Raw genomic sequence first — 24378 nt, 5'->3', positions numbered from 1 at the left:
AATAATGAATGATTATTCGTCAAGGAAACTGCGCAGCACTTCAGAACGACTTGGGTGACGCAGTTTACGCAGTGCTTTCGCTTCAATCTGACGAATACGTTCACGGGTAACATCAAACTGCTTACCAACCTCTTCAAGAGTATGGTCAGTATTCATGTCGATACCAAAACGCATACGCAGTACTTTCGCTTCACGTGCCGTCAAGCCGGCTAACACTTCGTGAGTTGCAGAACGTAAGCTTTCTGACGTTGCTGAGTCTAAAGGCAGCTCTAAAGTTGTATCTTCAATAAAATCGCCTAAATGTGAATCTTCATCATCACCGATAGGGGTTTCCATTGAGATTGGCTCTTTCGCAATCTTCAGGACCTTACGTATTTTATCTTCCGGCATCAGCATGCGTTCTGCCAGCTCTTCTGGCGATGGTTCACGACCCATTTCTTGCAGCATTTGACGAGAGATACGGTTCAATTTATTGATAGTCTCAATCATATGAACCGGAATACGAATAGTACGAGCTTGGTCGGCGATTGAACGCGTGATAGCCTGACGGATCCACCATGTTGCATAAGTTGAGAACTTATAACCACGGCGATATTCAAACTTATCAACCGCTTTCATCAGCCCGATGTTACCTTCTTGGATCAGGTCAAGGAATTGCAGACCACGGTTGGTGTATTTCTTCGCGATAGAAATAACCAGACGTAAGTTCGCTTCAACCATCTCTTTTTTCGCACGACGAGCTTTCGCTTCACCGATAGACATACGACGGTTGATATCTTTAACCTGTTCAATTGTCAGGCCAGTTTCCTCTTCAATTTGACGCAGTCTTTGCAGGCAACGCAGAATTTCTTCTTCAACTTCAAGCAGCTTTTCAGACCAAGGCTTGTTCATTGCTTTTGCCGCAGTTAACCAAGTCTCACTGGTTTCATTACCGCTGAATAAGGTGATGAAGTTTTTCTTCGGCATTTTGCACTGCTCAACACACAGTTTCATGATAGTACGTTCTTGCAAGCGAACGCGATCCATCATTTCACGCATATTGTTGACCAGATAGTCAAATTGTTTTGGTACTAAACGGAACTCTTTGAACACTTCGGAAAGCTGTTCAATTGCAGCGGTGGTTTTCGCATCGCTACGTCCATATTGTTTGATATGTTGACGCGTGCTTTCATACTGCTCACGAAGATCAGCGAATTTTTGGCGTGCTAATTCAGGATCGATGCTGTTATCGTCATCGCTATCGCTGTCATCGACGTCTTCATCGTCTTCATCTTCATCATCGTCTTTATCGAGCTCTTCTTGAGGTAATTCAGAGCCGACGTGGGTGGCAGTAGGGGCAAGATCTTCTTCCGCGTTAGGATCAACAAAGCCAGTAATCAAGTCTGATAAACGGCTTTCACCTGCTTCAACACGGTCATATTGCTCAAGAAGATACGTGATAGCCTCAGGGTATTCAGCAACAGAGCACTGAACCTGATTAATACCATCCTCAATACGTTTTGCGATGTCGATTTCACCTTCACGGGTGAGAAGCTCAACAGTACCCATTTCACGCATATACATGCGAACGGGATCAGTGGTACGGCCAATTTCACTTTCAACACTGGATAAAACTTGTGCAGCAGCTTCTGCTGCATCTTCATCCGTATCGGAAGTATTCTCAGCCAAAATTAAATCATCGGCATCAGGTGCTTCTTCCATGACCTGGATGCCCATGTCATTAATCATCTGTATGATATCTTCAATCTGATCTGAATCGACGATATCTTCCGGCAGATGGTCGTTGACCTCAGCATAGGTTAAGTAACCTTGCTCTTTACCCTTGGTGACGAGTAGCTTAAGCTGCGACTGCGGGTTTTGCTCCATAAGACGGTATCCACACTTCTGAGTATTTAGATTGGTGTCGGTCGGCGAAACATTCGGCCAACAAGAACATACAAAGGGATATATTTATTATTTGCTACGCCCTTTATTTTCGCAGCATTTTACAGGCATCTGCCTTGTGTTTAGCGGCACTTAAGCCGTTTTATATACTAATTCTGTTTTGGTTTTGTATTAGGTTTTTACTCGTGATAGCGTAATTAAGTGCACCTCTTCGCGCTCCTGCGGGGTCAGACTTTGTGTGCGAGCTTTCGCCATTAAGTAGTCGAAACGTTCGCTGAGTGCACTATTAAATAGATGATTTAAGGCATCTATAAAAGTATTTTCCGCTATCTCCTCTATTTCTATATCGTTCCACGTTGCCAGTTTTTCAAGCTGTTTCGAAAAATTATTATCTCGATAACGCTCTAGCAACTGCCCAGTCGTCATTCCGGGGGTGGAACGGCATACATCGACCAATTCCTGAAATAGAGAAAGCCCCGGCATTTGGATATGGGCAATTCCCTCTAATGAGGGAACAAGTTCCGAAAAGTTCGGATTTTGCACTAACAGTGCGATAAGAATTCGCATTGTTGTGGGTTTTAGTTTTGGTGCCTGATAACTAACTTGCTCGGTATTCTCTCTATCAATAATAGCAAGAACCTGAGAAATATCCGGTATACCAATAAAATTTCCTAGCTCTTGCGCCATATAAAGGCGCAGAGTTTCACCCGGTATCTGCTTAATCAAAGGGATAGCAAGTTTGCTAAATTTTGCTTTCCCTTCTTGGGTGGTTAAATCAACTTGTGGTACGAGTGAATCAAATAAAAAACCTGACAAGGTTTGTGCCGTTTGCATGCGCTGCTCAAAGGCGTCTTTACCTTCTTTACGTACCAGTGAGTCAGGGTCTTCCCCATCAGGTAAAAACATAAAGCGCAGTTGGCGACCATCAGTTAAATAAGGCAGGGCGGTTTCTAATGCTCGCCATGCCGCTTCTCGACCAGCTCGGTCTCCGTCGTAGCAACAAATAACGGTATCCGTAGAACGGTAAAGTAACTGAATATGTTCTGAGGTGGTTGAAGTACCCAGTGAAGCTACCGCATAGCGGATGCCAAACTGAGCCAATGCCACCACATCCATATAGCCTTCGACAACTAATAGCTTTGCTAATTCACTACTGTTTTGTGTTGCTTCATAAAGACCAAACAATTGGCGGCCTTTATGGAAAATATCTGTTTCTGGTGAGTTCAAATATTTGGGTAAAGCATCACCCAATACACGCCCACCGAAGGCAATAACGCGACCTCGTCTATCCCGAATGGGAAACATAACTCGCTCTCTAAAGCGGTCATAGACACGGCCATTATCATTGGTCACTAACATGCCTGCATCATCAAGCTGTTTGCGACTTTCGGGGTTTACTGCGAATTTCTTGAGCAAATTATCCCAACCCGCAGGGGCGAAACCAATGGAAAAATGCTCAATAATTTCTGCGCTCAAACCACGTTGGCTTAAATAATCTTTGGCTTTATTTGCCGAAGGATGATTTAAGGCAGCGCAGTAAAACTGGTTAATCTTCTCCATCAACTGATACAAGTTTTGCCGTTGATGTAATTCTATTTGGCTTGCACCTGTTCCTTTTTCATAAGGGACATCAAGGCCATGTAATGCAGCAAGCTCTTCAATAGCTTCGACAAAATCGAGTTTGTCGTAATTCATCAAAAAGTCGATAGCGTTACCGTGGGCACCACAACCAAAACAATAATAAAACTGCCTTTCACCGTTAACAGTAAAAGAAGGGGTTTTTTCATTATGGAACGGACAGCAAGCGTGATGGTTTTTACCCTGTTTTTTTAACGGGACTTTTGCATCGACTAAATCAATGATGTCGGTTCTCGCTAACAAGTCATTGATAAATGAACGCGGAATTCGTCCAGCCATAAGCCTCTTTTTCGCCTGTTGATGAACGATAATAAGCCGCGCTTCCTTTGGGAAAGCACGGCCTTTAACTGCTTAGCTACGACTACTACAAGAACAAAATCACAATAAAAGTCACTTAATTCTTGTATTAGCTATCGTCTGTCATGAATGCGGCTAAATACCGCAATCAATTAGTACAGACGAGTACGGCGTGCGTTTTCGCGAGCCAGTTTCTTAGCGTGACGCTTAACTGCTGATGCTTTAGCGCGTTTACGTTCAGTCGTTGGTTTTTCATAGAACTCACGACGACGAACTTCAGCTAAAACACCCGCTTTTTCACAGGAACGTTTGAAACGACGCAGTGCAACGTCGAATGGCTCGTTTTCACGTACTTTAATTACCGGCATGTGCCTCTCACCTCGATAGAAATCGGTTTGTCGCTGGTATGGATTCACCAGCCTTCATTTAAAATGGTGCGGAATTTTACTTCAATGAGTACGGGTTTGTAAAGTGCCGTATAAAATTGAATCACACAAGATCACCTGATTTTTTGCTCATACGATGAAAAAGCAAACAAATCCAGACGATAATGAGAATTAGCCACACGAAATTTTTATTACAGGGGACTGATTATAGACTATACAGCAAGGAAAGTCAGCCTTTTGGCAACATAAATTACGCGATACGCGCGCAATTTTTCAAGTTGCAGAGGTGTTGACCGCGCTTAGTGACTCGAATCACTTACTTTTGTACGCTCATCGGGATATTTTCCCTTGTCGCTTACCTAGCACTCGAATTATTTGGGGTATAGATTGAAAATAGTGATAGACTTGCGTCTATGAAATAAACAAGGGTAGTGCAATGCGTGTTTTAGGTATCGAAACTTCTTGCGATGAAACGGGTATCGCAATTTATGACGACGAGCTTGGCTTGTTAGCTAATCAATTATATAGCCAAATTAAAGTCCATGCTGATTACGGCGGTGTGGTGCCTGAATTGGCGTCTCGTGACCATATTCGTAAAACGGTGCCATTGATTCAAGCGGCACTAAAAGAAGCGAATTTAACCAGTGAAGATATTGATGCGGTCGCTTATACCGCGGGCCCTGGCCTAGTGGGTGCATTGATGGTTGGTGCAACCGTTGGGCGTTCGTTGGCATTCGCTTGGAATGTGCCCGCGGTGGCAGTTCATCACATGGAAGGGCATTTATTGGCGCCTATGTTGGAAGAAAAAAGTCCCGAATTTCCATTCGTTGCATTGCTGGTTTCTGGTGGTCATACGCAATTGATCAGTGTGACAGGGATTGGCGAATACCAATTATTAGGGGAATCCATTGATGATGCCGCAGGGGAAGCGTTTGACAAAACAGCAAAATTGTTAGGATTGGACTACCCCGGTGGCCCAGTTTTATCTCGCATGGCGCAACAGGGCACCCCAGGGCGTTTTGTTTTTCCAAGACCAATGACAGATAGACCGGGTTTAGATTTCAGTTTTTCAGGGCTAAAAACCTTTGCTGCGAATACTATTCGTGAAAATGCAAATGATGAACAAACTCGTGCTGATATTGCCCGTGCGTTTGAAGATGCTGTTGTTGATACATTGGCGATCAAATGTAAACGTGCACTTGAGCAAACCGGCTTTAAACGCCTTGTTATGGCAGGCGGCGTGAGTGCTAACCGCGCTCTTCGCGCCAAAATGGATGAGGTACTGAAGCAGCGGGGCGGAGACGTGTTTTACGCACGACCTGAATTTTGCACGGATAATGGCGCGATGATTGCCCTTGCCGGGCTCATTCGCTTGAAAGGTGGTACAACCACGGGTTTAGGTGTGACAGTGCGCCCACGTTGGCCATTAGCAGAGTTACCGCCATTAAAAAAATAGCGTTATCATCATGAAAATAAAGGGCTGTTTTAATATCAGCCCTCAGACTGCTGACAAACATAACATGTTTGGCGGCAGGTTGGATTGGTTTTGAAAATAAACAAGGAAAATCAATATATTGATTTTCGGCTGATAACACAAAGTGGGAAAAACCACGCTTTTATCCCACTTTGTCAACAACCTCAGGGCTGTTTTAATATCAGCCCTTTAACATTGCGTCAAAAATCAATGTAAAATAAGCACGGCATCTTCCAGTCGCATAGCCCGGTCTTTCACCATATTGGATGTTTCTGTACTCTGTTCAACTAACAGTGTGCTTTGTTGTGTGATGGTTTCTAATTCACTTACCGCTTGAGTGATATCAGAGATACCCGCAGCTTGTTCGGAGGTTGCTTGGCTGATATGGGTTATTAGTTGGGTGACATTTTGCACTTGGTCGACGATATTTTTCATTGTGTCCCCCGCAGTATGTACCTGATTTTTCCCTGAATTTACCTTTTTTTCGCAATCATTAATCAGTTCACGAATATCATTGACGGCACTGGCACTTCGGCTTGCTAGACTGCGAACCTCATTCGCCACCACCGCAAATCCTTTACCTTGCTCCCCTGCTCGGGCGGCTTCTACTGCGGCATTTAATGCTAATATATTGGTTTGAAAAGCAATATCTTTAATAACATCGGTGATTGAATTGATCTTACTGGTACTGTGAACAATTTCATCCATGGTGCCGACGACCGCCTCCATCATCGCACCACCACTCACTGCGGTTTCACTGGTTGCATTCGAGAGTTGGTCAACTTGAATGGTGTTGTCGGCGTTCATTTTCACCGAAACAGCCATTTGATTCATTGTCGCTACGGTTTGTTGCATATACCCTACAGTGCGCAATGTGTGTGTATCCAGTTCGTTGCAATCAGCGACCAACGACAAACTACCTTTACGGACGTTATCTACTTGTTCTGACACATCTTTTATCAACCAACGACAAACTAAGCCGAGTTGTCCGACGGAACGCAATAGCTGGCCAATTTCGTCAGTACGATTCAGGTGATTGACACTATGGCGATTACCACGGGCGATACTAAGTGCTTGAGCCATAATGTTTTCAAGAGGTGTTGCCAAAATTCGTTCAAGGACAACGTTCCCTAGCAACAGTGTGATAAATGTACATAAGCACATGATAAGTAAAGGAAGGGTTTGTAATCCAGTCAAACTTGCCATCACCATCCAGAAGATAAATAGCAGGCTTGTGATAAGACGAATTCGCCAACGTGTTGAGAGGGTTGATAGATGAAAAGGCCATTTTTTGGAAAGCACAATCCCTTTGAATATTTTTTGTTTGCTCCTATTTTCATTCATAGCGGCATATAGGGGTTCGACAGCGGCGATTTCTTGGCGAGTAGCACGAGTCCTAATCGACATATAGCCCGTAATAACACCTTTGCGCTCCATGGGGATAATATTGGCTCTAACCCAATAATGGTCGCCATTTTTACGTCTATTTTTGACAATTCCTGTCCACGGCTCTCCTTTTTTCAGGGTTGCCCACATATCAGCGAATGCTTGTTTGGGCATATCAGGATGACGAATAATATTATGTGGACGTGTTAATAATTCATCTAATTCATAACCACTCACTTGTACAAAGAAATCATTAGCATGAACAATGTTTCCTTGTAGGTCGCTTGTGGTCATTAGTGTGATATCTTCGTCTAAGATATGTTCATTTTGAGTGATATAAGGAGTTCTGCTCATGATAAATACCATTATTATTGTTTAATTTTCCTTTTATATAGTCGACAGGTTTTAAATATTCCTTAGTAATGGATTTGCAATAAATTAACTTTTTTTTAAAAGTGTGCGCTGGTCGTAGCGAAAATGTAACAACAGCACAAATTACTATTAGTACAGTTTTAAGAAGGGATTTTACGCTGCTGTTATTTTTAGCGTGTTTTTTAGGAAACTTTTAGCAAGTATTAGGGCATAAAAAAGAGCTGAAGGTCAGCTCTTTTTGGGATCTTTAATGGTGAATGTTGATTCAAATAGTCCGTTAGCACGACGGAGTCATTTATCCATTTTTTTGGTTGTTTCTTGACCTTTTTTAGCGGTAAAAATCAGTTGGCTGAAAGATAAACAGCCCTTAGGCAAAGGGAAACTAATGCCTAGTCGTCTAGTTCTTGCTCTTTGGCTTCTTGGGCGATTTCTTTATTGGTTTTTTGCTTTTTATTTTTCAATTTTTGCCAGATGCGGCTTTCTTGCCCGCGCCATAGGCGTTGAATATTGCCGTGATGGCGAACTAATACTAAGCAAGACAGCATGGCGACAGGGAAGGTAAACTCAGGTTTAAACCACCAGACATAAAATGGTGCTAATAATGCACTCACAATCGCCCCTAACGACGAATAACCACTAAGTAGGACAGTGAGTAACCAAGTTCCTGCAACCAATCCCGAGAGATCCCAACCAATAGCCGCAATAGAACCAAATGCAGTTGCTACCCCTTTTCCGCCTTTAAAGTGAAAGAAAACAGGATAAATATGCCCAAGGCAGGCTGCAATTGCGACAAAGCCAAGATAGAATGGTGGCACATTGAGATAGTAAGCCAGCCAAACAGGGATCATCCCCTTTAAAACGTCGCAAATGAGAACGGCGGCAGCGGCAGCTTTACCTCCGACACGTAAGACGTTAGTTGCACCGGGATTACCAGAGCCGTGTTGACGGGGATCGGGTAGTCTCGCTATACGGCAGATCAGTATCGCACTGGAAACTGATCCACAAAGGTAAGCGAAGATTATCATGCCAAGCGCGGTTGCACTCATAGCTAACTCCAAAACGGTTGAGGCCATATATTCACTTCAGTCTTGGATAATACGCATATTTTTGCTGAAGTGGTATTAATTCAGTACATAAACGAGAAAATGACGTGATGGATATCGTATTTATTGAACAATTATCAGTCATCACCACGATTGGTGTATATGACTGGGAACAAACTATTGAGCAGAAATTAGTGCTCGATATCGAAATGGGATGGGATAACAAACGCGCGTCTTTGAGCGATAATGTAGAACACTGTTTAGATTATGCGCAAGTCAGCCAAACCCTTATAACCCATTTAGAAACCAATAAATTTGGTTTAGTTGAGCGCGTGGCTGAAGAAGTCGCTCAACTTTTAATGACAAAATTCAATAGCCCATGGGTGCGTATTAAAGTCGCTAAGCCTGGCGCAGTCGCGCGAGCTCATCAAGTCGGTGTTGTGATCGAAAGAGGCACAAAAACCGCGTAAAAAGCTACTGGCGGCGTTTTACCGCCAGTATCATTTATCTTTATAGGTTCATCTTAAGAATTTGCTGTTGTTGCTGCCAATTGGCAATGTGCGCAATGCGTTGGCGCGTCAGTTCTTGGCGAATTTCAGGTCCTTTAAACCCTTGCTCAACAATCGGTTTTACCTTTACCTCTTGTGCAATAGTAAATGCTTCGCGGAGGAATTCTCCTTGAGGATAGGCTTGCTGTTCGAGGCCTAGTCGTCCTCTAGCATCCGCTTCGCTGATCAAACTGAGTTGTACAATACGCTCGGGCTTGCGCCAGCTATCTAAACCATCAAAAATAGCCACTAAATCATGTGCTGATAATCTGTTGATAATGTGGATCTTATCGTGATATCGCGCGGCTAAGCGGGCTAAATCTCGCGCATCGGTTGGTACTCTAAGGCGAGCACAAAGCTGTTCAATGAGCGCAATGCCCGCTTCCCCATGTTGAGGGTGACTTGGCCAAATATCACGAGGTGTAAGGGCTTTTCCGAGATCATGGCAAAGGGCTGCAAAGCGAATGTTTACATCATCAGACAAGGTGGCAATGACTTTCATTACCATTAAAGTATGGATCCCTGTATCGATTTCGGGGTGCCATTTTTCAGGGGCTGGAATACCAAATAAATTATCAATTTCAGGAAATAACACCGCAAGTGCACCACATTGTCGCAAAACATCGAAATAAATGTGTGGCGCATTCGATTTGAGGGCTTTTTCGGTTTCAACCCAAACGCGCTCTGCCGTTAAGTGCGACAACTCCCCCGTCGTCGCCATCGACTGCATTAGCTTTAGAGTTTCAGGGGCGATAGTGAAACCGAGTGCGAAATAGCGGGCGGCAAAACGTGCGACCCGTAAAACGCGTAAAGGATCTTCAGTGAACGCATCAGAAACATGGCGCAAAACCCGTTTTTCGAGGTCATCTACCCCGTTGAACGGGTCGACAATTTCCCCTGAATCACTTTGTGCGATGGCATTAATGGTGAGATCCCGACGCAATAAGTCATCTTCGATAGTGACATCTGGTGCACTGTAGCAACTAAAACCAGTATAGCCAGCCCCAATTTTCCGTTCAGTTCGGGCTAAAGCATATTCTTCATGGGTTTTCGGGTGCAAAAAAACGGGAAAATCTTTCCCAACCTGTTGAAAACCTTCTGCAAGCATGGCTTCAGGTGTTGCACCAACCACCACAAAATCCCTATCAGAGATAGGGAGTCCAAGAAGTTGATCACGGACAGCACCACCGACGAGGTATACTTTCATCGTAATAACCTTAAATTACATCCAACCATCGTTACGTTTTTTACGACGAGGAATAAGGTGCGGTAAAATTAAACCGAGAATTAAGCCTGCTCCAGCAACGCCACCACCGTACATAAACCATTGTAAAATCAATTCACGACGACGGTCGTCAAGGTTTACTTCTGCAATTTCGAGCTTTTTGCCAGACTTGATTAATTCATTTTTTAATTTTTCATTTTCCGCTTTCAGCTGACGAACGATATTGTCGTTATCAGCGACTTTCTGCTGCATATCAGCGGTTCGCGTGTTCCATGTGCTGTCGATATTATCTAACTGTTGGCGGAGTTTTTGGTTTTCTGCTTCCAGTTCTGGAATGCGTGTTTTCATGCTTGGCTTATCGCTGATTTGATCAACGGGGAGCCAAACCGTTCTACCTTTGTCATCACGCACTTGGGCGAATTTATTGTCAGTCGAAATCAGTTCAACTTCCTCCCCTGCGTTGAGAGTGCCTACGATACGATATTTTATGCTAGGACCGCTATGGACATATGTCGATAAATCATCTGAAACATAACGTTTTTCTGCTGCTTGTGTGTTTAAGGAAAGGCCCAGCCCCATGATTGAAATTAATAATAATGGAATTTTTCGCATGGTATTTTCAGTCTTTTGGTGGTGAATGAATGTGATATGCATTGAATACTAATAAGTAAAGTGGCAGGGTGCAAACCCTAAACACGGATGTTTTGGTACTCTAAAGGATAATGAGAACTATCCTAACTGTCTAAATTACGCTTATTTTTACTCTTTTTTCAAGATAACTCTCTAAAAGAAATCAGGTCGAGAGAATTTTTGATTTCAATACAGTTTCTTTTCTCAGCATCGCTGGTTTGGGGTAAGATGAGGGCAGTGAAATTATTAAATAAGGATATGTATGAGCCACGTCGAGGTTGAACTCAAATTAGCCGCTAAAAGTGATGCCATAGAGGCTGTTCGTCAGAGTATATCGACATTGCCCCACCAGTATAGTGCGCCAACGAAGTTAACCAATATTTATTTTGACACGCCACAAAAGCAACTACGTCAATGGGACATGGGGCTGCGCATTCGTGGTTGCGATGGGCACTATGAAATGACGATGAAAACGGCGGGTCAGGCAATTAGTGGTTTGCATCAGCGTCCGGAATACAATGTGGATATTGACTCTCCAGAGCTTAACCTCGCGGCGTTTCCTGCGGAAATCTGGCCTGAAGGTACAGATATTGCTGCATTACAATCAGATCTCAGTGTGCTGTTTAGCACTAATTTTACCCGTGAAAAATGGTTAGTGGCTTTTGAAGATAGTGAGATTGAAGTGGTACTTGATCAAGGTGAAATATCCGCAGGAGCAAAGGATTTGCCGATCCAAGAGTTTGAATTAGAACTCAAAAAAGGCTTTATTGCTGATGTGCTTAACTTAGCGAAAAAATTTGCAGATATTGATGGGCTGTCTCTCTCATCCCTCAGTAAAGCAGCTCGAGGATATTCACTGCTTTCACCCGCTAACTCGCTATTGACCCGCCCTGATACACTGTTTGATTATGAGCAGCAGCCAATTGAAAAATCACTGACGCATATGCAACTCTTGTGTCAGCAACATGAAATATATTGGCTGGCTGGGGAAAAGGACGCTCGCCAAGGCTTTGTGGAATTTCTGCGTTTTGTTCAAGCATTTTTAGTGCATTATCAAAACTCAGCACCACATTTTATTCATGACACGCCATTAGACCAATTACGTTTAGATATTGCTAATGAAGCGATTAGTGCGGATGAGTTTTGTTATAGCAGCCAATGGCTAAAATGTAAGCTGGCCTTTATTCAGTGGTTAAGTGCGTTAACTTACCAAGAAGACCACTAGAGGCTGTTTATCTTTAATAGCGGTTCTTATTCGAATTAGCGCTATGTTAGGCAAGGGGAGGTTCGCCTAGTGCACTTGGCGAACCTCAATGTAGTGCCAAATGGGTGAAACGCGCTTTAATCAAGCCCATAGGGCTGCGTTTAAACAGCGGATTTCATTCAAATAATCGTCAGTTAGTTTGATTTACATATTTATCAATTTTTGGGTTGCTTTTTGACCTTTTTTAGCGATAAAAATCCACAAAGGTCAACAGCCCCTAGGATACGAATAACATGCATCCACTGCCCGATTTACTGCAAGCCCAAAAAGAACGTGTTTTAAATCAGTTAGCTGGGCAAGCACCAGATTTATTGCCATTGAGTGAAGATGAAGTTCAAGTGCTCTCTTTTAGTGATTTTGCCCTTAAACAGGTTCTGGCACATTCGCAATTTCTATTAGATATCCGTGTCAACCCTCCTAAGGCTGATGAGTGGCAACACTATGCAACTTGGCTAGCGGAAAGGATTTCACCTGTTTCCAGCGAAGATGATTTAATGCGGGTGCTTCGTATTTTTCGCCATCAAATATTGGTGCGCTGTACGTGGATGCAAGTTTTGGCGGTCTGTTCGCAACAAGACACTATTTACCAGTTGAGTGTGTTAGCGGAAACCTTAATTGTGGCGGCAAGGGATTGGCTGTATCGGGAATATAGCCAGCAGTGGGGAACTCCTTGTAATTATGAAGGAAAGCCACAGCCATTATTGGTGCTAGGAATGGGGAAACTTGGGGGGCGAGAGCTGAATTTCTCCTCAGATATTGACCTCATTTTTGCTTATCCTGAAAACGGGGCGACGCAAGGTGGTCGCAAAGAACTGGATAACGCCCAATTTTTTACCCGTTTAGGGCAAAAGCTTATTCGTATGCTCGATCAGGTCACTGTTCACGGTTTTGTTTACCGTGTCGATATGCGTTTGCGTCCTTTTGGCGATAGTGGTCCACTGGTCTTCAGCTTTTCGGCGCTAGAAGATTATTACCAAGAGCAAGGGCGCGATTGGGAACGCTATGCAATGGTTAAAGCACGGATTATGGGGCCTGATAGCCTACATTACGCAGAAAGCTTACGGAAATTGCTGCGTCCATTTGTCTATCGCCGCTATATTGATTTCAGTGTGATCCAATCGCTGCGCAATATGAAAAATATGATAGAGCGTGAGGTTCGCCGTCGTGGTCTGGTCGATAATATCAAACTGGGTGCCGGGGGGATCCGTGAAATCGAGTTTATTTCCCAAGTTTTTCAACTGATCCGTGGTGGGCGCGAGCCGGTTTTACAATCACAATCCTTGTTGACTACGTTTCAAGGGATCCGCGAATTAGCGTTATTGCCAAATGAACAGGTCGATATCTTGCAAGATAGCTATATTTTCTTACGCAGAGTGGAAAATTTACTGCAAAGCATTGATGATCAACAAACTCAAACGTTACCGGATGATGCACTTAACCGAGCGCGCTTAGCTTGGGGAATGAATTTTACAGATTGGGCGGATTTTTACCCCGTTCTAAGCCAAAAAATGGCGGCGGTTCACCAAATCTTTACCGAGCAAATCGGACAGGATGATGATAGTGAAGATGCTGATGCTTTTGATGAAATTTACATCACATTGTGGCAAAGCGATCTGTCCAAAGAAGAACTTGCCGTTTATTTACCCTCAAAAAACGAAGAGATTGCGCAGCGGATCATTCATGGCATTTTAATGTTCCGTCATGACTTAAATAAACGGACGATTGGGCCGCGAGGGCGCGATGTTCTTGATGAATTAATGCCTAAATTACTGGCAAAAATTGGTGAGCGTGACGATGCAGGGCAAGTGCTTGATCGTATAACACCCCTATTGCTTAGCATTGTCAGTAGAACCACCTACCTTGAGTTAATGCTTGAATTTGATGATGTGCTCACCCACGTTATACGCTTGTGCGCAGCTTCACCCATGATTGCTGAGCAGTTATCTCGCCACCCTTTACTTCTCGATGAACTTCTTGACCCGCAATCTCTCTATCAACCACTTCCATTAACGGCTTACCGCGACGAATTGCGCCAATATTTGCTGCGTGTGCCTGAAGAGGATGAAGAACAACAACTGGAAGCGTTACGCCAATTTAAACAAGCACAATTATTACGCATTGCGGCGGAAGATATTTCTGGTGTGTTGCCAGTAATGAAAGTTAGCGACCACTTAACCTATCTTGCAGAAGCAATTATTGATGCGGTTGTTCATCAAGCATGGCAAAAAATGGTGAAACGCTACGGTGAACCTACCCACTTAGCGCAAAGCGATAGCAAACAATATGGTTTTGCCGTGATAGGCTACGGTAAGTTAGGGGGATGGGAGTTAGGCTATAGCTCTGATTTAGATTTGGTTTTTCTGTTTGATTGCCCATTAAATGTGGTCACCAATGGTGAGCGTTCAATTGATGCAAGGCAGTTTTATTTGCGTGTTGCGCAGCGCATTATTCACATATTTAGTACCCGTACAGCATCAGGGGTTTTGTACGAAGTGGATGCGCGTTTAAGGCCATCAGGGGAATCAGGGATGTTAGTCAGTACGATCCAATCCTTTGATGACTACCAAAAAAACGATGCTTGGACATGGGAGCACCAAGCGCTTATTCGTGCGCGGATGGTGTTTGGTGGTGCTGAATTACAGCAGCAATTTACCCGAATTCGCCATGAAACACTCTGTTTGCCGAGAGAGGCGCATACATTGCAACAGCAAGTGCGGGATATGCGAGTGAAAATGCACCAGCATTTAGGTAGCCATCAAGCCAATGAGTTCGATTTAAAGGCGGATCCTGGAGGGATCACTGATATTGAGTTTATTGCACAATATTTGGTATTGCGTTTTGCCTCACAAAACGAGGCGTTAACGCGTTGGTCAGACAATGTGCGTATTTTTGAGCTCATGGCTCAGTATGATTTTATGTCTGAAGAAGAAGCTAACGTATTAACCCAAGCTTATGTCACCATGCGCAATGAATTGCATCATCTTGCTTTGCAGTCATTACCGAGCCGTGTGGATATCAACCAGTTTGCTATGCAACGAGAGCAAGTGTTAGCCAGTTGGCAAAAATGGTTAGGCAAATAAGCTCAAACGTATTTTATTTAGCTAAGTAGCGCAATATGCTAATATTTCGCTAATTATGATCAAATTTCCTTTTTAAAACTGGAGTGCAGGATGAAAGTAACTCTTCCGGATTACAAAAAAGCCGGTGTGCTGGTGGTTGGTGACGTGATGTTAGACCGTTATTGGCATGGCCCTGCAAACCGTATTTCCCCTGAAGCCCCAGTGCCTGTTGTGAAAGTAACGATGGTAGAAGAGCGCCCTGGTGGTGCCGCTAACGTTGCGATGAATATTGCATCATTGGGTGCAAACTCCCGCCTTGTGGGGTTAACGGGGATTGACGATGCTGCGAAAGCCTTAACGAAAAATTTAAATGCGGTACAGGTTCGTTGTGATTTTGTGGCGATCCCGACACACCCAACCATTACAAAATTACGTGTGTTATCTCGTAACCAGCAACTGATCCGCCTTGATTTTGAAGAAGGTTTCGACAATGTTGATGTGGCTCCGGTTCTAGAGCGTATTGAGCAAGCTTTGCCGCATATTGGAGCGTTAGTGTTATCTGACTATGCAAAAGGCGCATTAACACATGTTGAAAAAATGATTGCGTTAGCCAATAAAGCGGGTGTACCTGTGCTGATTGATCCGAAAGGGAATAATTTCGATCGCTACCGTGGTGCAACATTATTGACGCCAAATATGTCTGAATTTGAAGCCATTGTTGGACCTTGCAAGAACAATCAAGAGGTTGAAGAAAAGGGCATGGCGTTACTCAATTCCTTGGAGTTAAAGGCCCTATTGATTACGCGTTCAGAGCAAGGCATGAGTCTGATCCGTCGTGATGAAGCCCCATTGCATTTACCTACGCAAGCACAAGAGGTGTTTGATGTCACCGGTGCAGGTGATACCGTGATTGGTGTATTAGCGGCATCAATAGCTTCCGGTCGCCCATTACATGAAGCCTGTGCATTAGCGAATGCAGCGGCGGGGGTTGTTGTCGGTAAACTAGGAACATCCACCGTTTCCCCTATCGAATTGGAAAATGCTATTCGTGGTCGTGCGGATACGGGCTTTGGGGTGATGACAGAGAGTGAACTCAAACAGGCTGTTGCCGATGCAAGGCAACGTGGTGAGCGTGTGGTGATGACCAACGGCTGCTTTGATATTCTACATGCAGGGCATGTTTCATATTTAGCCAATGCGCGTAAACTGGGTGATAGACTGATTGTCGCCGTAAATAGTGATGCATCGACTCGCCGCCTTAAAGGTGAAACACGTCCAGTCAACCCATTAGAACAGCGCATGACCGTTTTAGGTGCATTAGGTGCAGTGGATTGGGTCGTCGCTTTTGAAGAAGATACACCGCAACGTTTAATTGCTGAGATCTTGCCAGATATACTTGTCAAAGGTGGTGATTATCGTCCCGAAGAGATTGCAGGCAGCGCAGAGGTTTGGGCTGCGGGCGGTGAAGTGAAAGTGCTAAATTTTGAAGATGGTATTTCAACGACAAATATCATTAAAAATATTATGAAAACCAGTTGATTAACTAATCACTGATTAGCTTATTAATTGTCGATAACCCAGCTTTGCTGATCTGCCGAAGCTGGGTTTTTTAATATCCAGATAATTTGAATAGCAACTGATGTCATGGAATAGACAAGCATCAAAATCAGGGCGTAGGGGGCAAAGCACGGTAAAACGATGGTTGATATACTGATTATTCCACCTAAATCGACCATCAGATGGGATAATGTGGCTAGTTTAATCAATCATCTCGACGACAAAATTAAAAATGGTAATGGATAAAGGCGCGATTAATGAGCATCCTGCTTCTGTTACCTATAAAGTAGACATTAAAGCCTTTCGTGACCAGCTTTTGGATGTAAGTGGGGGGGGATTTTTTTTCCGATAGTATTGAAGGGAAAAAGAAGGCAAAATCATCACTCGATGAGTATATTGCAAGTTGTAATGAGGAAGGTGTACCGGCAGTTAAAGAAGAAGATACGGTGAAGCCATTTACGTTACGTTATCCTAGTCGCTTAGACGCTTATTTAACTACAGCGACAGCCGCACATAATATCTCTAAAAACCAGTAATCATCCAGTTATTGGAACCAGAGTGAGTGTCTAATCAATAAAAATGTGACGCCAATTAGGGCGTCACTATTCGGTTACTCTGCTGCTTTTTCTTCGGTATTTAGTTTGGCTTCAAGCGCACTGATGCGTTGTTCCATTTTGGCTAATTTTTCACGGGTACGTAATAAGACTTGAGTTTGAATATCAAACTCTTCACGACTGACTAAGTCTAATTTACCCAGCTGTGATTGTAATAGTGAACGCAGCTTTTTATCAAAATCTTCACCTAAATCACGTACGCCTTGCGGTAATGCGCCTTGAATTTGGCGAGCAACCTGTTCAAGTTTTTTCGGATCGAGCATTCACGGGTCCTTAAATTTTCAAAGAAATGAGTTAGGGGTAGTGTAATAGCTCTTGTTGCGGTAATAAACCCCTTTTCTCGTCATACTTCACGCTGTCGCGTTGTTGGCTTTATTTCGTCACCTTAGTCACCTGCTTTTGTATGCTCCTAAGGCTGACTCAATTTCGCCGCCTAGCGACAACGGGAATTATTTAGAGAAAAGTACCTATTTAGAGAAAAGTACCATCTAGACGTCATACTTCCCGCTGTCGCGTTGTTGGCTTTATTTCGTCACCTTAGTCACCTGCTTTTGTATGCTCCTAAGGCTGACTCAATTTCGCCACCTAGCGACAACGGGAATTATTTAGAGAAAAGCACCTATTTAGGGAAAAGTACCATCTAGCCGTCATACTTCACGCTGTCGCGTTGTTGGCTTTATTTCGCCACCTTAGTCACCTGCTTTTGTATGCTCCTAAGGCTGACTCAATTTCGCCGCCTAGCGACAACGGGAATTATTTAGAGAAATTAAAAGGTGAAAAAAGAGTGTTGGTAACACTAAGTTTTTATTCATATTTTTTGTCTAAAAGTGTGAGTGGCTCGCCAGTTTTGAATATCATCGTTGCGTAGTTGAATTATTGGCGTTATATTGATCGCGTTTATCTCAGGGCGGGGTGAAAGTCCCCACCGGCGGTAACATGCAACGCGCATGAAGCCCGCGAGCGCTTTATCATTTCGGTGGTAAAGGTCAGCAGATCCAGTGTGAATCTGGAGCCGACGGTTATAGTCCGGATGGGAGAGAATTAACTGTATCTGCATGCTTGTGCGGTATTGCACAGAGATGTTCTGCATACCTGAGTAGGTAGGTTGCCACTTATAGGTAATTTATTTATTCATCATTTCTCGTACTCCTAAGACTGCCTTGATTCTGGTAACTAGTTAATAACTATTTAAGAGGTTTTTTACCATGGATCATACGCTACTTTCCGAATTCGGTAATCCAATCGAACGTGTTGAAAAAGCTATCGAGGCCTTGCGCCAAGGTAAAGGTGTCCTTGTTCTGGACGATGAAGATCGTGAGAATGAAGGTGACTTAGTTTTTGCTGCTGAAACCATGACTGTAGAGCAAATGGCATTTACCATTCGCTACAGCAGTGGCATTGTGTGTTTGTGTATCACAGAAGAGCGTCGCAAAAAACTGGAATTGCCAATGATGGTGGAAAATAATACCAGCCAAAATCAAACCGGTTTTACTGTGACAATTGAAGCGGCAAATGGCGTAACCACAGGGGTTTCTGCCGCAGATCGCATCACGACTATTCGCGCAGCGATTGCGGATGACGCAGTGCCAGCAGACCTTAATCACCCTGGTCACGTCTTCCCATTACGTGCTCGTGAGGGCGGTGTCTTAGCACGTCGTGGTCATACTGAAGCGACTATCGATTTAGCCTTATTAGCAGGGTTTAAGCCAGCTGGTGTGCTCTGTGAATTGACTAACGATGATGGCTCAATGGCACGTACACCAGAAGTGGCTGCTTTTGGTAAGCAGCACGGGTTGACGGTTGTGACTATCGAGGATTTAGTACAGTATCGTTTGCAGCAGGAAAAGAAAGCCAGCTAACCTTAGTCCTCTTTCGAGGAAAAGTTTGTTTTTTTAAACTTAAATATTGGTAGGCTAACTTCAGCTAAATTATTTAAGTTATTGATAGTACGTTAAGCATATAGAATTGCATTAAGGCCACTGAGTTGCACACCTCGTGGCCTTTTCAATTTATTTGATGATCATACTCATAATTAGCTTACTGTGATTTTTATTTAAAAGCGTATGCTATAAGTCGTAGCTAATTGAGTTGGAGTTGAAATCATCATGTCGGTAAATACTTCAGTCGTAAATAACAAGATCCCAGCAATTTTTATAGGTCATGGTAGCCCAATGAATGCTATTGAGGACAATCCTTATACAAAAGCGTGGGAACAACTCGGCAAAACCTTACCTAGGCCAAAAGCGATATTGGTGATTTCAGCACACTGGTATACTCGCGGGACTGCGGTAACCTCCATGTTAAAACCGAAAACCATTCACGATTTTGGCGGATTCCCAGAAGCACTATACCAAATTGAATATCCAGCACCGGGCTCACCTGAACTAGCCCGGCAGGTTGCTGATTTATTAGCGCCAGAACCAGTTTATCTTGATAAAGAAGAGTGGGGGCTTGATCATGGAACATGGGAAATTTTAGTGCGTATGTACCCAGAAGCCAATATTCCGGTGATCCAGCTAAGTATTGATGGCACAAAACCTGCGACTTGGCACCATGAACTAGGCAAAAAACTGTCTATTTTAAGGGAACAAGGGATACTGATTATGGGAAGCGGTAATGTGGTACACAATTTACGAGCGATGAACTGGCAAAACTCACAAGCTGAGCCTTATCCGTGGGCTGCATCTTTTGAGCAATTTGTGTATGACAACTTGCAAAGCCATGAAATCCCTCACCCGTTGACCAAAGGGCTAGAACGGGAAGATGGCAAATTATCAAACCCATCGCCAGAGCATTATTTACCGCTTTTACCCATATTAGGCACTTGGGATGGTGAAGAAGGGGTCAATACGCCAATTGAAGGGATTGTTTCTGCGTCATTGAGTATGATGTCAGTCGTTGTCGGCGAAATCTCCTCGTCATATTTCAGGCTGTAACGTTGTTAGCTTCACTCTGCAATCTAAGTCACATACTGATGTATGCTCCTTAGAATTGCCTCGCTTGCTGCCTAGTTACAACCTGAACTATTTAGAGGAGCGTCTTTGTCATAGAGGAGCGTCTTTGTCATATTTCAGGCTGTAACTTTGTTAGTTTCACTCTGCCATCTAAGTCATATACTGATGTCTGCTCCTTAGAATTGCCTCGCTTGCTGCCTAGTTACAACCTGAACGATTTAGAGGAGCGTTTTTATCATATTTCGAGTAAATCGCAGGGGGGAATTCAGGTTGCTATATTTTTTAATAGATAAAAAAGCCCAAACAAAATCAATTGATTGGGCTTTGGCGATTGACTGTATGGGATCAGTCAATGATGGTGTGTGGATAAAAACGAGACAGATCTTGAGTGATCAGTTCTTTATCTTCACGAATACAAATCCCCGCAGGTTGATCATTCACCAACCAACTTCCGACTAAGGTATAGTTACCGTCGAATTGAGGAAGTGGATGGAATTGTTGAATAATCATACCTTCTTCACCGTATGGACCATCCGCAGCGGCAATTTCTTTGCCATTTTCAATAATACGGATGTTCGCGCCCTCTCGGGAAAACAGCGGTTTGATTACGTATTTATCGAGTTCTGGCTGCGTTTTACCATCGGCAAAATAGGCTGGCAGTAGGTTTGGATGGTCAGGGAACATTTCCCATAACATCGGTAGCAATGCTTTGTTTGAAATAATGCTCTTCCATGCAGGCTCTAACCAGCGAACGCCAGCATCTTGTAACTTGGTGGAGAAAATTTCACGCAGCATAAATTCCCATGGATACAGCTTAAACAGATTACTGATAACCTGATCTTGTGTATCTGTGAATTCACCTCTTTCACCTAAACCGATTTCATCAATATATAAAAACTCAGTGGCAACGCCTGCTTCATTGGCACAGTCTTGTAAATATTGCACTGTGCCACGGTCTTCTTCTGTGTCACGGCAACAAGACATGTGTAGCAGACGGAAACCGTATTGATCTTTAAGCTGGGTAAAGCGCTCAATCAATTGTTCTTGAATGCTATTAAATTGATCGGCATTTTCCGGTAGTTTACCCGCCTCAATTTGATCTTCTAACCAGATCCATTGGAAGAAGGCTGATTCATATAAAGAGGTTGGTGTGTCAGCATTGTTTTCCAGTAACTTTGGCGGATTGACACCATCGTAGGCAAGGTCGAGCCTTGAATACAATGAAGGTTGCTCACTTTTCCATGAACTGCGAACAAATTCCCAGCAGTGCTTAGGGATTTGAAAGCGGGCCAATAATTCGTCACTTTCAATAACACGTTCAACCACTTTTAGGCACATTTGATGCAATTCAGCGGTTGCATCTTCAATCTCTTCGATCTGTGCCATTGTGAATTGATAATAGGCATCTTCAGACCAGTACGGCTCGCCGTACATGGTATGAAATTCGAAACCAAACTCAGCAGCTTTTTCGCGCCAATTTGGGCGCTCAACAATCGGAACTCGTTTCATTACTTATCAACCACCCATAGAACGGGAAGAAGAGGTTGATTTTGCAGATGAAGACGAACGCTGTGCCATCGCTTGTTTATTTACGGTGTCACCAAAACCACCACGAGTCACCGTTGATGTAGTCGGTGGCTTAGGTGCCATTGCGGTTTTTGGTACGCTCATTGAACGACCGCCAGCAACCGCAGGACCATAGCTTTTACCTGATGCATCGACAAACTTACCGTTTGCAGGGCTAGCTGGGTTTTTTGAACTAAACAGTGGTTGAGAAGCTGCGCTGCCCCCCATCATTCGTCCCATCATGTAGCCCATCATTAATGGCATCCACATGCTACCGCCGCTGTTTTGCGCTTGTGCAGTTTGCTCGCCGTTGGTTGAGCTAGTCCCAGCCAGACCCGCTTGAGCAGGGGCTTGAGTACACATAGACTCACCAAATTCAGCAACACAGTCTGCTTGTGTTGCATATTTAGGCGCAGTTTTTGCCGCTTCTTGTAATGCATTGTTGTAAGCAAGTGTACATTGTTCCGCTTGAGATGGGTTTGCTTGGCTACAATCTTGTGCATTGGTATACAGAGATACCGTTTCATCGCTTTCTTCACAGGCAGAAAGCATAAATACTGCACTGACTGCAACAGCGACTGGCGCTAAACGGTATGAGCGCCAAGACTTGCGGAAGGCGTTTTGATTAATATCTTTGGTACGCTTCATGGTCATGGTAATTACCCTGAATAAAATTTAAGTAAGATGTTTGATAGGTTATCTCTAGGATAGGGGATAAACGCTGAAAATTAAAGCAGAAATATAGCGGAAATAGATTGAAATTATCATTTTTGTAACTTTCTTCTCTTTTTAAAGATATGTCTGAATAAAATGAGAATAAAAAGTGAATATTTTCATTGAATATCAATTAATTAATTATAGTTTGTTTTTTAATCTAGCGGATAACAACTAAAGTGAGAATTGACTGAATTTTATGGATGAGGCGCGCTAAAACGGGTGTAACTGAGCCAATTCGATCAAAATGAGTGATTTAAGCGATTTTCTTGGTGTCGTAACAAAAAATAACCCGCCAAAGCAGCGGGTCATTGAATTACCTAAAACTAAAGGAACAAATTATTTAATTTTAGGGGCATCTGTATTACGAATAATGCTGCTTGGCTGAGTTGAAATTTCTTTACCTAAGTTCGCATTTAAACGTGCGATGTCGTCTTCGTTTAACGTGCCGCGAGCAAATTCAATATTCAACTGGTTAATCATATAATCATAACGCGCGTTAGACAGATTTTGTTTCGCTTGGTACAACGCTGTAGTAGCGGTTAAGACGTCAACAATTGTACGAGTACCGACTTGGTAACCCGCTTCCATTGCATCTAATGAACTCTGTGCAGATACAACCACTTGTTTGTATGCATTGATGCTACTGATTGACGAAGAAACGTTGTTAAATGATGAACGAACTAACTGAACCACGTTACGGTATACGCTTTCCAATTGCTCACTTGCACTTTGGAAGCCATATTGTGCTTGTTCAACTTGAGAGCTAGTTGCACCACCCGTGTATAACGGAATGCTTAAGTTTAAGCCAATGCTGTTCTGCCCGTTATAGCTATTACTTGCACCTGAACCTGTTAATCGGTTGTTGTAGCCACTACCATGGTTATAGGTATTGGTTACCGTAGTTGATGCATCAAGGTTTACGGTTGGCATATGACCCGTTTCGGCTAAACGGATATTTTCCCGAGAAACATCTTGGGCTAAACGTGCACTTAACAGACTAAGGTTACGTTGTTCCGCTTCTTTTAAGATAGCGTTGATATCGCCCAGCTCATTGGTTTTGAAGCGGTCAATATTTAAAGACGCCAGTTGGCTATAGTACACACCGCTAACTTGACGCAGTTTTTCAATCGCATTTTCTAAATCGTTACGACCTGCAACTTCTTGAGCGATAACACTATCATAGTTTGCACGGGCGTTTTGAACATCAGTAATCGCAACAAGACCAACGTTAAAGCGTTGAGTAACTTGGTCTAATTGACGATAAACTGCTTCTTTATTCGCTTCAATATAAGATAAGGCATCAATGGCTTTTAAAACGTTAAAATAAGCGGTTGCCGTATCTAAAATTAATTGCTGCTGGCTGGTTTGATAAGTCACATCAGAAATACCCGCTGTTTTCTCTTGGATCGTCAGTTGACGCCATTTCGACATATCAAAAACAGTTTGAGTTAATTTCAGTGATGCATTCAACCCCGTACTTTCAGTATTATTTGCATCACGGTAACCACTACCATAGCTAGCTCCCGCGCCTAAACCCAGTTGAGGTAAGAGAGGGCTGCGAGCTTCATTAATCTTTTCAAAAGCTTGATTACGTTCAGCTAGTGATTTTCTTAACTCAGGGTTACTTTCTTTCGATTTTTGGTAAACCTGCAGTAAATCGTCTGCATAGCTATTGGTACTGAGACCCACAAAACTCATCGTAATTAAAAGGGGAAGCAGTTTCTTCATTTTGATTCCTTGATTAAACAGCAAATTATGTTGAGC

The 24378-nt window shown here is 43.3% G+C and carries 19 protein-coding genes and 1 riboswitch; of the genes, 8 read left to right on the top strand and 11 right to left on the bottom strand.

Annotated features, from left to right (window positions below; all coding sequences use genetic code 11):
- Nucleotides 1-12: 12 nt before the first annotated feature.
- The 3 genes from rpoD to rpsU all read right to left on the bottom strand — a co-directional run bounded on the left by rpoD (nucleotide 13) and on the right by rpsU (nucleotide 4187).
- Nucleotides 13-1950: an RNA polymerase sigma factor RpoD gene (gene rpoD, locus AB6N04_RS12190; RefSeq protein ID WP_369312099.1), complete on the bottom strand. Its 1938-nt coding sequence runs from the start codon at nucleotides 1948-1950 to the stop codon at nucleotides 13-15.
- 105 nt (nucleotides 1951-2055) lie between these two features.
- Nucleotides 2056-3801, bottom strand: a complete 1746-nt coding sequence (gene dnaG, locus AB6N04_RS12185) for a DNA primase (RefSeq protein WP_369308573.1) — start codon at nucleotides 3799-3801, stop codon at nucleotides 2056-2058.
- Nucleotides 3802-3971: 170 nt separating this feature from the next.
- Nucleotides 3972-4187: a 30S ribosomal protein S21 gene (gene rpsU, locus AB6N04_RS12180; RefSeq protein WP_001144069.1), complete on the bottom strand. Its 216-nt coding sequence runs from the start codon at nucleotides 4185-4187 to the stop codon at nucleotides 3972-3974.
- 454 nt (nucleotides 4188-4641) lie between these two features.
- Between rpsU and tsaD the strand changes: the two genes are divergently transcribed.
- A complete protein-coding gene (tsaD, locus tag AB6N04_RS12175; RefSeq protein WP_369308569.1) occupies nucleotides 4642-5661 on the top strand; it encodes a tRNA (adenosine(37)-N6)-threonylcarbamoyltransferase complex transferase subunit TsaD in 1020 nt (339 codons plus the stop codon).
- Between the two features lie 225 nt (nucleotides 5662-5886).
- On the opposite strand, the gene AB6N04_RS12170 is transcribed toward tsaD, so the two are convergent.
- Nucleotides 5887-7419: a methyl-accepting chemotaxis protein gene (locus tag AB6N04_RS12170; protein WP_369308568.1), complete on the bottom strand. Its 1533-nt coding sequence runs from the start codon at nucleotides 7417-7419 to the stop codon at nucleotides 5887-5889.
- A gap of 407 nt (nucleotides 7420-7826) precedes the next feature.
- Nucleotides 7827-8483, bottom strand: coding sequence for a glycerol-3-phosphate 1-O-acyltransferase PlsY (gene plsY, locus AB6N04_RS12165; RefSeq protein ID WP_369308567.1), 657 nt, complete (start codon nucleotides 8481-8483; stop codon nucleotides 7827-7829).
- Nucleotides 8484-8590: 107 nt separating this feature from the next.
- Here plsY and folB point away from each other — a divergent pair, with 107 nt between their 5' ends.
- Complete coding sequence (folB, locus tag AB6N04_RS12160) at nucleotides 8591-8950, top strand: bifunctional dihydroneopterin aldolase/7,8-dihydroneopterin epimerase (RefSeq protein WP_369312097.1); 360 nt, start codon at nucleotides 8591-8593, stop codon at nucleotides 8948-8950.
- 40 nt (nucleotides 8951-8990) lie between these two features.
- Here the strand turns inward: folB and AB6N04_RS12155 are convergent, their stop codons facing one another.
- Nucleotides 8991-10235 (bottom strand): multifunctional CCA addition/repair protein, encoded by a 1245-nt coding sequence (locus AB6N04_RS12155; protein ID WP_369308566.1) that lies wholly within the window; start codon nucleotides 10233-10235, stop codon nucleotides 8991-8993.
- 15 nt (nucleotides 10236-10250) lie between these two features.
- Nucleotides 10251-10865, bottom strand: a complete 615-nt coding sequence (locus AB6N04_RS12150) for a TIGR04211 family SH3 domain-containing protein (RefSeq protein WP_369308565.1) — start codon at nucleotides 10863-10865, stop codon at nucleotides 10251-10253.
- Between the two features lie 280 nt (nucleotides 10866-11145).
- On the opposite strand from AB6N04_RS12150, the gene AB6N04_RS12145 reads away from it, so the two are divergent.
- The 4 genes from AB6N04_RS12145 (at nucleotide 11146) to AB6N04_RS12130 (ending at nucleotide 17299) form a co-directional block, all read left to right on the top strand.
- Nucleotides 11146-12108: an inorganic triphosphatase gene (locus AB6N04_RS12145; protein WP_369308564.1), complete on the top strand. Its 963-nt coding sequence runs from the start codon at nucleotides 11146-11148 to the stop codon at nucleotides 12106-12108.
- Nucleotides 12109-12380: 272 nt separating this feature from the next.
- Complete coding sequence (gene glnE, locus AB6N04_RS12140; RefSeq protein WP_369308563.1) at nucleotides 12381-15227, top strand: bifunctional [glutamate--ammonia ligase]-adenylyl-L-tyrosine phosphorylase/[glutamate--ammonia-ligase] adenylyltransferase; 2847 nt, start codon at nucleotides 12381-12383, stop codon at nucleotides 15225-15227.
- Nucleotides 15228-15317: 90 nt separating this feature from the next.
- Nucleotides 15318-16745, top strand: coding sequence for a bifunctional D-glycero-beta-D-manno-heptose-7-phosphate kinase/D-glycero-beta-D-manno-heptose 1-phosphate adenylyltransferase HldE (gene hldE / locus AB6N04_RS12135; protein WP_369308562.1), 1428 nt, complete (start codon nucleotides 15318-15320; stop codon nucleotides 16743-16745).
- Nucleotides 16746-17089: 344 nt separating this feature from the next.
- A complete protein-coding gene (locus AB6N04_RS12130) occupies nucleotides 17090-17299 on the top strand; it encodes a toxin-antitoxin system HicB family antitoxin (protein ID WP_369308561.1) in 210 nt (69 codons plus the stop codon).
- Nucleotides 17300-17373: 74 nt separating this feature from the next.
- On the opposite strand, the gene AB6N04_RS12125 is transcribed toward AB6N04_RS12130, so the two are convergent.
- On the bottom strand, nucleotides 17374-17640 hold the full coding sequence (locus AB6N04_RS12125) for an accessory factor UbiK family protein (RefSeq protein ID WP_369308560.1): 267 nt from the start codon (nucleotides 17638-17640) through the stop codon (nucleotides 17374-17376).
- Nucleotides 17641-18272: 632 nt separating this feature from the next.
- Nucleotides 18273-18423: riboswitch (FMN riboswitch) on the top strand.
- Between the two features lie 159 nt (nucleotides 18424-18582).
- Between AB6N04_RS12125 and ribB the strand changes: the two genes are divergently transcribed.
- Together ribB and ygiD are read left to right on the top strand one after the other, a co-directional pair.
- On the top strand, nucleotides 18583-19236 hold the full coding sequence (ribB, locus tag AB6N04_RS12120; protein WP_369308559.1) for a 3,4-dihydroxy-2-butanone-4-phosphate synthase: 654 nt from the start codon (nucleotides 18583-18585) through the stop codon (nucleotides 19234-19236).
- A gap of 246 nt (nucleotides 19237-19482) precedes the next feature.
- Nucleotides 19483-20313, top strand: a complete 831-nt coding sequence (gene ygiD, locus AB6N04_RS12115) for a 4,5-DOPA dioxygenase extradiol (RefSeq protein WP_369308558.1) — start codon at nucleotides 19483-19485, stop codon at nucleotides 20311-20313.
- A 363-nt stretch (nucleotides 20314-20676) separates the two neighbouring features.
- Here the strand turns inward: ygiD and AB6N04_RS12110 are convergent, their stop codons facing one another.
- From AB6N04_RS12110 to tolC, 3 genes are all read right to left on the bottom strand, one after another.
- Complete coding sequence (locus tag AB6N04_RS12110; RefSeq protein WP_369308557.1) at nucleotides 20677-21840, bottom strand: glutathionylspermidine synthase family protein; 1164 nt, start codon at nucleotides 21838-21840, stop codon at nucleotides 20677-20679.
- Nucleotides 21841-21846: 6 nt separating this feature from the next.
- Nucleotides 21847-22551, bottom strand: a complete 705-nt coding sequence (locus AB6N04_RS12105; RefSeq protein WP_369308556.1) for a DUF1190 family protein — start codon at nucleotides 22549-22551, stop codon at nucleotides 21847-21849.
- A 399-nt stretch (nucleotides 22552-22950) separates the two neighbouring features.
- Entirely contained in the window at nucleotides 22951-24342 is a 1392-nt protein-coding gene (tolC, locus tag AB6N04_RS12100) for an outer membrane channel protein TolC (RefSeq protein ID WP_369308555.1), read from the bottom strand.
- Nucleotides 24343-24378: the final 36 nt, after the last annotated feature.

This window comes from Providencia rettgeri, assembly GCF_041075285.1.
GTDB classification, from domain to species: domain Bacteria; phylum Pseudomonadota; class Gammaproteobacteria; order Enterobacterales; family Enterobacteriaceae; genus Providencia; species Providencia rettgeri_G.
This window is presented reverse-complemented; position numbering and strand designations above follow the sequence as displayed.

Excerpts from the sequence above, each read along its gene's own strand:
- dnaG (WP_369308573.1), bottom strand. The coding sequence starts at position 3,801 with ATGGCTGGACGAATTCCGCGTTCATTTATCAATGACTTGTTAGCGAGA.
- rpsU (WP_001144069.1), bottom strand. The coding sequence starts at position 4,187 with ATGCCGGTAATTAAAGTACGTGAAAACGAGCCATTCGACGTTGCACTG.
- tsaD (WP_369308569.1), top strand. The coding sequence starts at position 4,642 with ATGCGTGTTTTAGGTATCGAAACTTCTTGCGATGAAACGGGTATCGCA.
- AB6N04_RS12170 (WP_369308568.1), bottom strand. The coding sequence starts at position 7,419 with ATGAGCAGAACTCCTTATATCACTCAAAATGAACATATCTTAGACGAA.
- plsY (WP_369308567.1), bottom strand. The coding sequence starts at position 8,483 with ATGAGTGCAACCGCGCTTGGCATGATAATCTTCGCTTACCTTTGTGGA.
- folB (WP_369312097.1), top strand. The coding sequence starts at position 8,591 with ATGGATATCGTATTTATTGAACAATTATCAGTCATCACCACGATTGGT.
- AB6N04_RS12155 (WP_369308566.1), bottom strand. The coding sequence starts at position 10,235 with ATGAAAGTATACCTCGTCGGTGGTGCTGTCCGTGATCAACTTCTTGGA.
- AB6N04_RS12150 (WP_369308565.1), bottom strand. The coding sequence starts at position 10,865 with ATGCGAAAAATTCCATTATTATTAATTTCAATCATGGGGCTGGGCCTT.
- AB6N04_RS12145 (WP_369308564.1), top strand. The coding sequence starts at position 11,146 with ATGAGCCACGTCGAGGTTGAACTCAAATTAGCCGCTAAAAGTGATGCC.
- glnE (WP_369308563.1), top strand. The coding sequence starts at position 12,381 with ATGCATCCACTGCCCGATTTACTGCAAGCCCAAAAAGAACGTGTTTTA.
- hldE (WP_369308562.1), top strand. The coding sequence starts at position 15,318 with ATGAAAGTAACTCTTCCGGATTACAAAAAAGCCGGTGTGCTGGTGGTT.
- AB6N04_RS12125 (WP_369308560.1), bottom strand. The coding sequence starts at position 17,640 with ATGCTCGATCCGAAAAAACTTGAACAGGTTGCTCGCCAAATTCAAGGC.
- ribB (WP_369308559.1), top strand. The coding sequence starts at position 18,583 with ATGGATCATACGCTACTTTCCGAATTCGGTAATCCAATCGAACGTGTT.
- ygiD (WP_369308558.1), top strand. The coding sequence starts at position 19,483 with ATGTCGGTAAATACTTCAGTCGTAAATAACAAGATCCCAGCAATTTTT.
- AB6N04_RS12110 (WP_369308557.1), bottom strand. The coding sequence starts at position 21,840 with ATGAAACGAGTTCCGATTGTTGAGCGCCCAAATTGGCGCGAAAAAGCT.
- AB6N04_RS12105 (WP_369308556.1), bottom strand. The coding sequence starts at position 22,551 with ATGACCATGAAGCGTACCAAAGATATTAATCAAAACGCCTTCCGCAAG.
- tolC (WP_369308555.1), bottom strand. The coding sequence starts at position 24,342 with ATGAAGAAACTGCTTCCCCTTTTAATTACGATGAGTTTTGTGGGTCTC.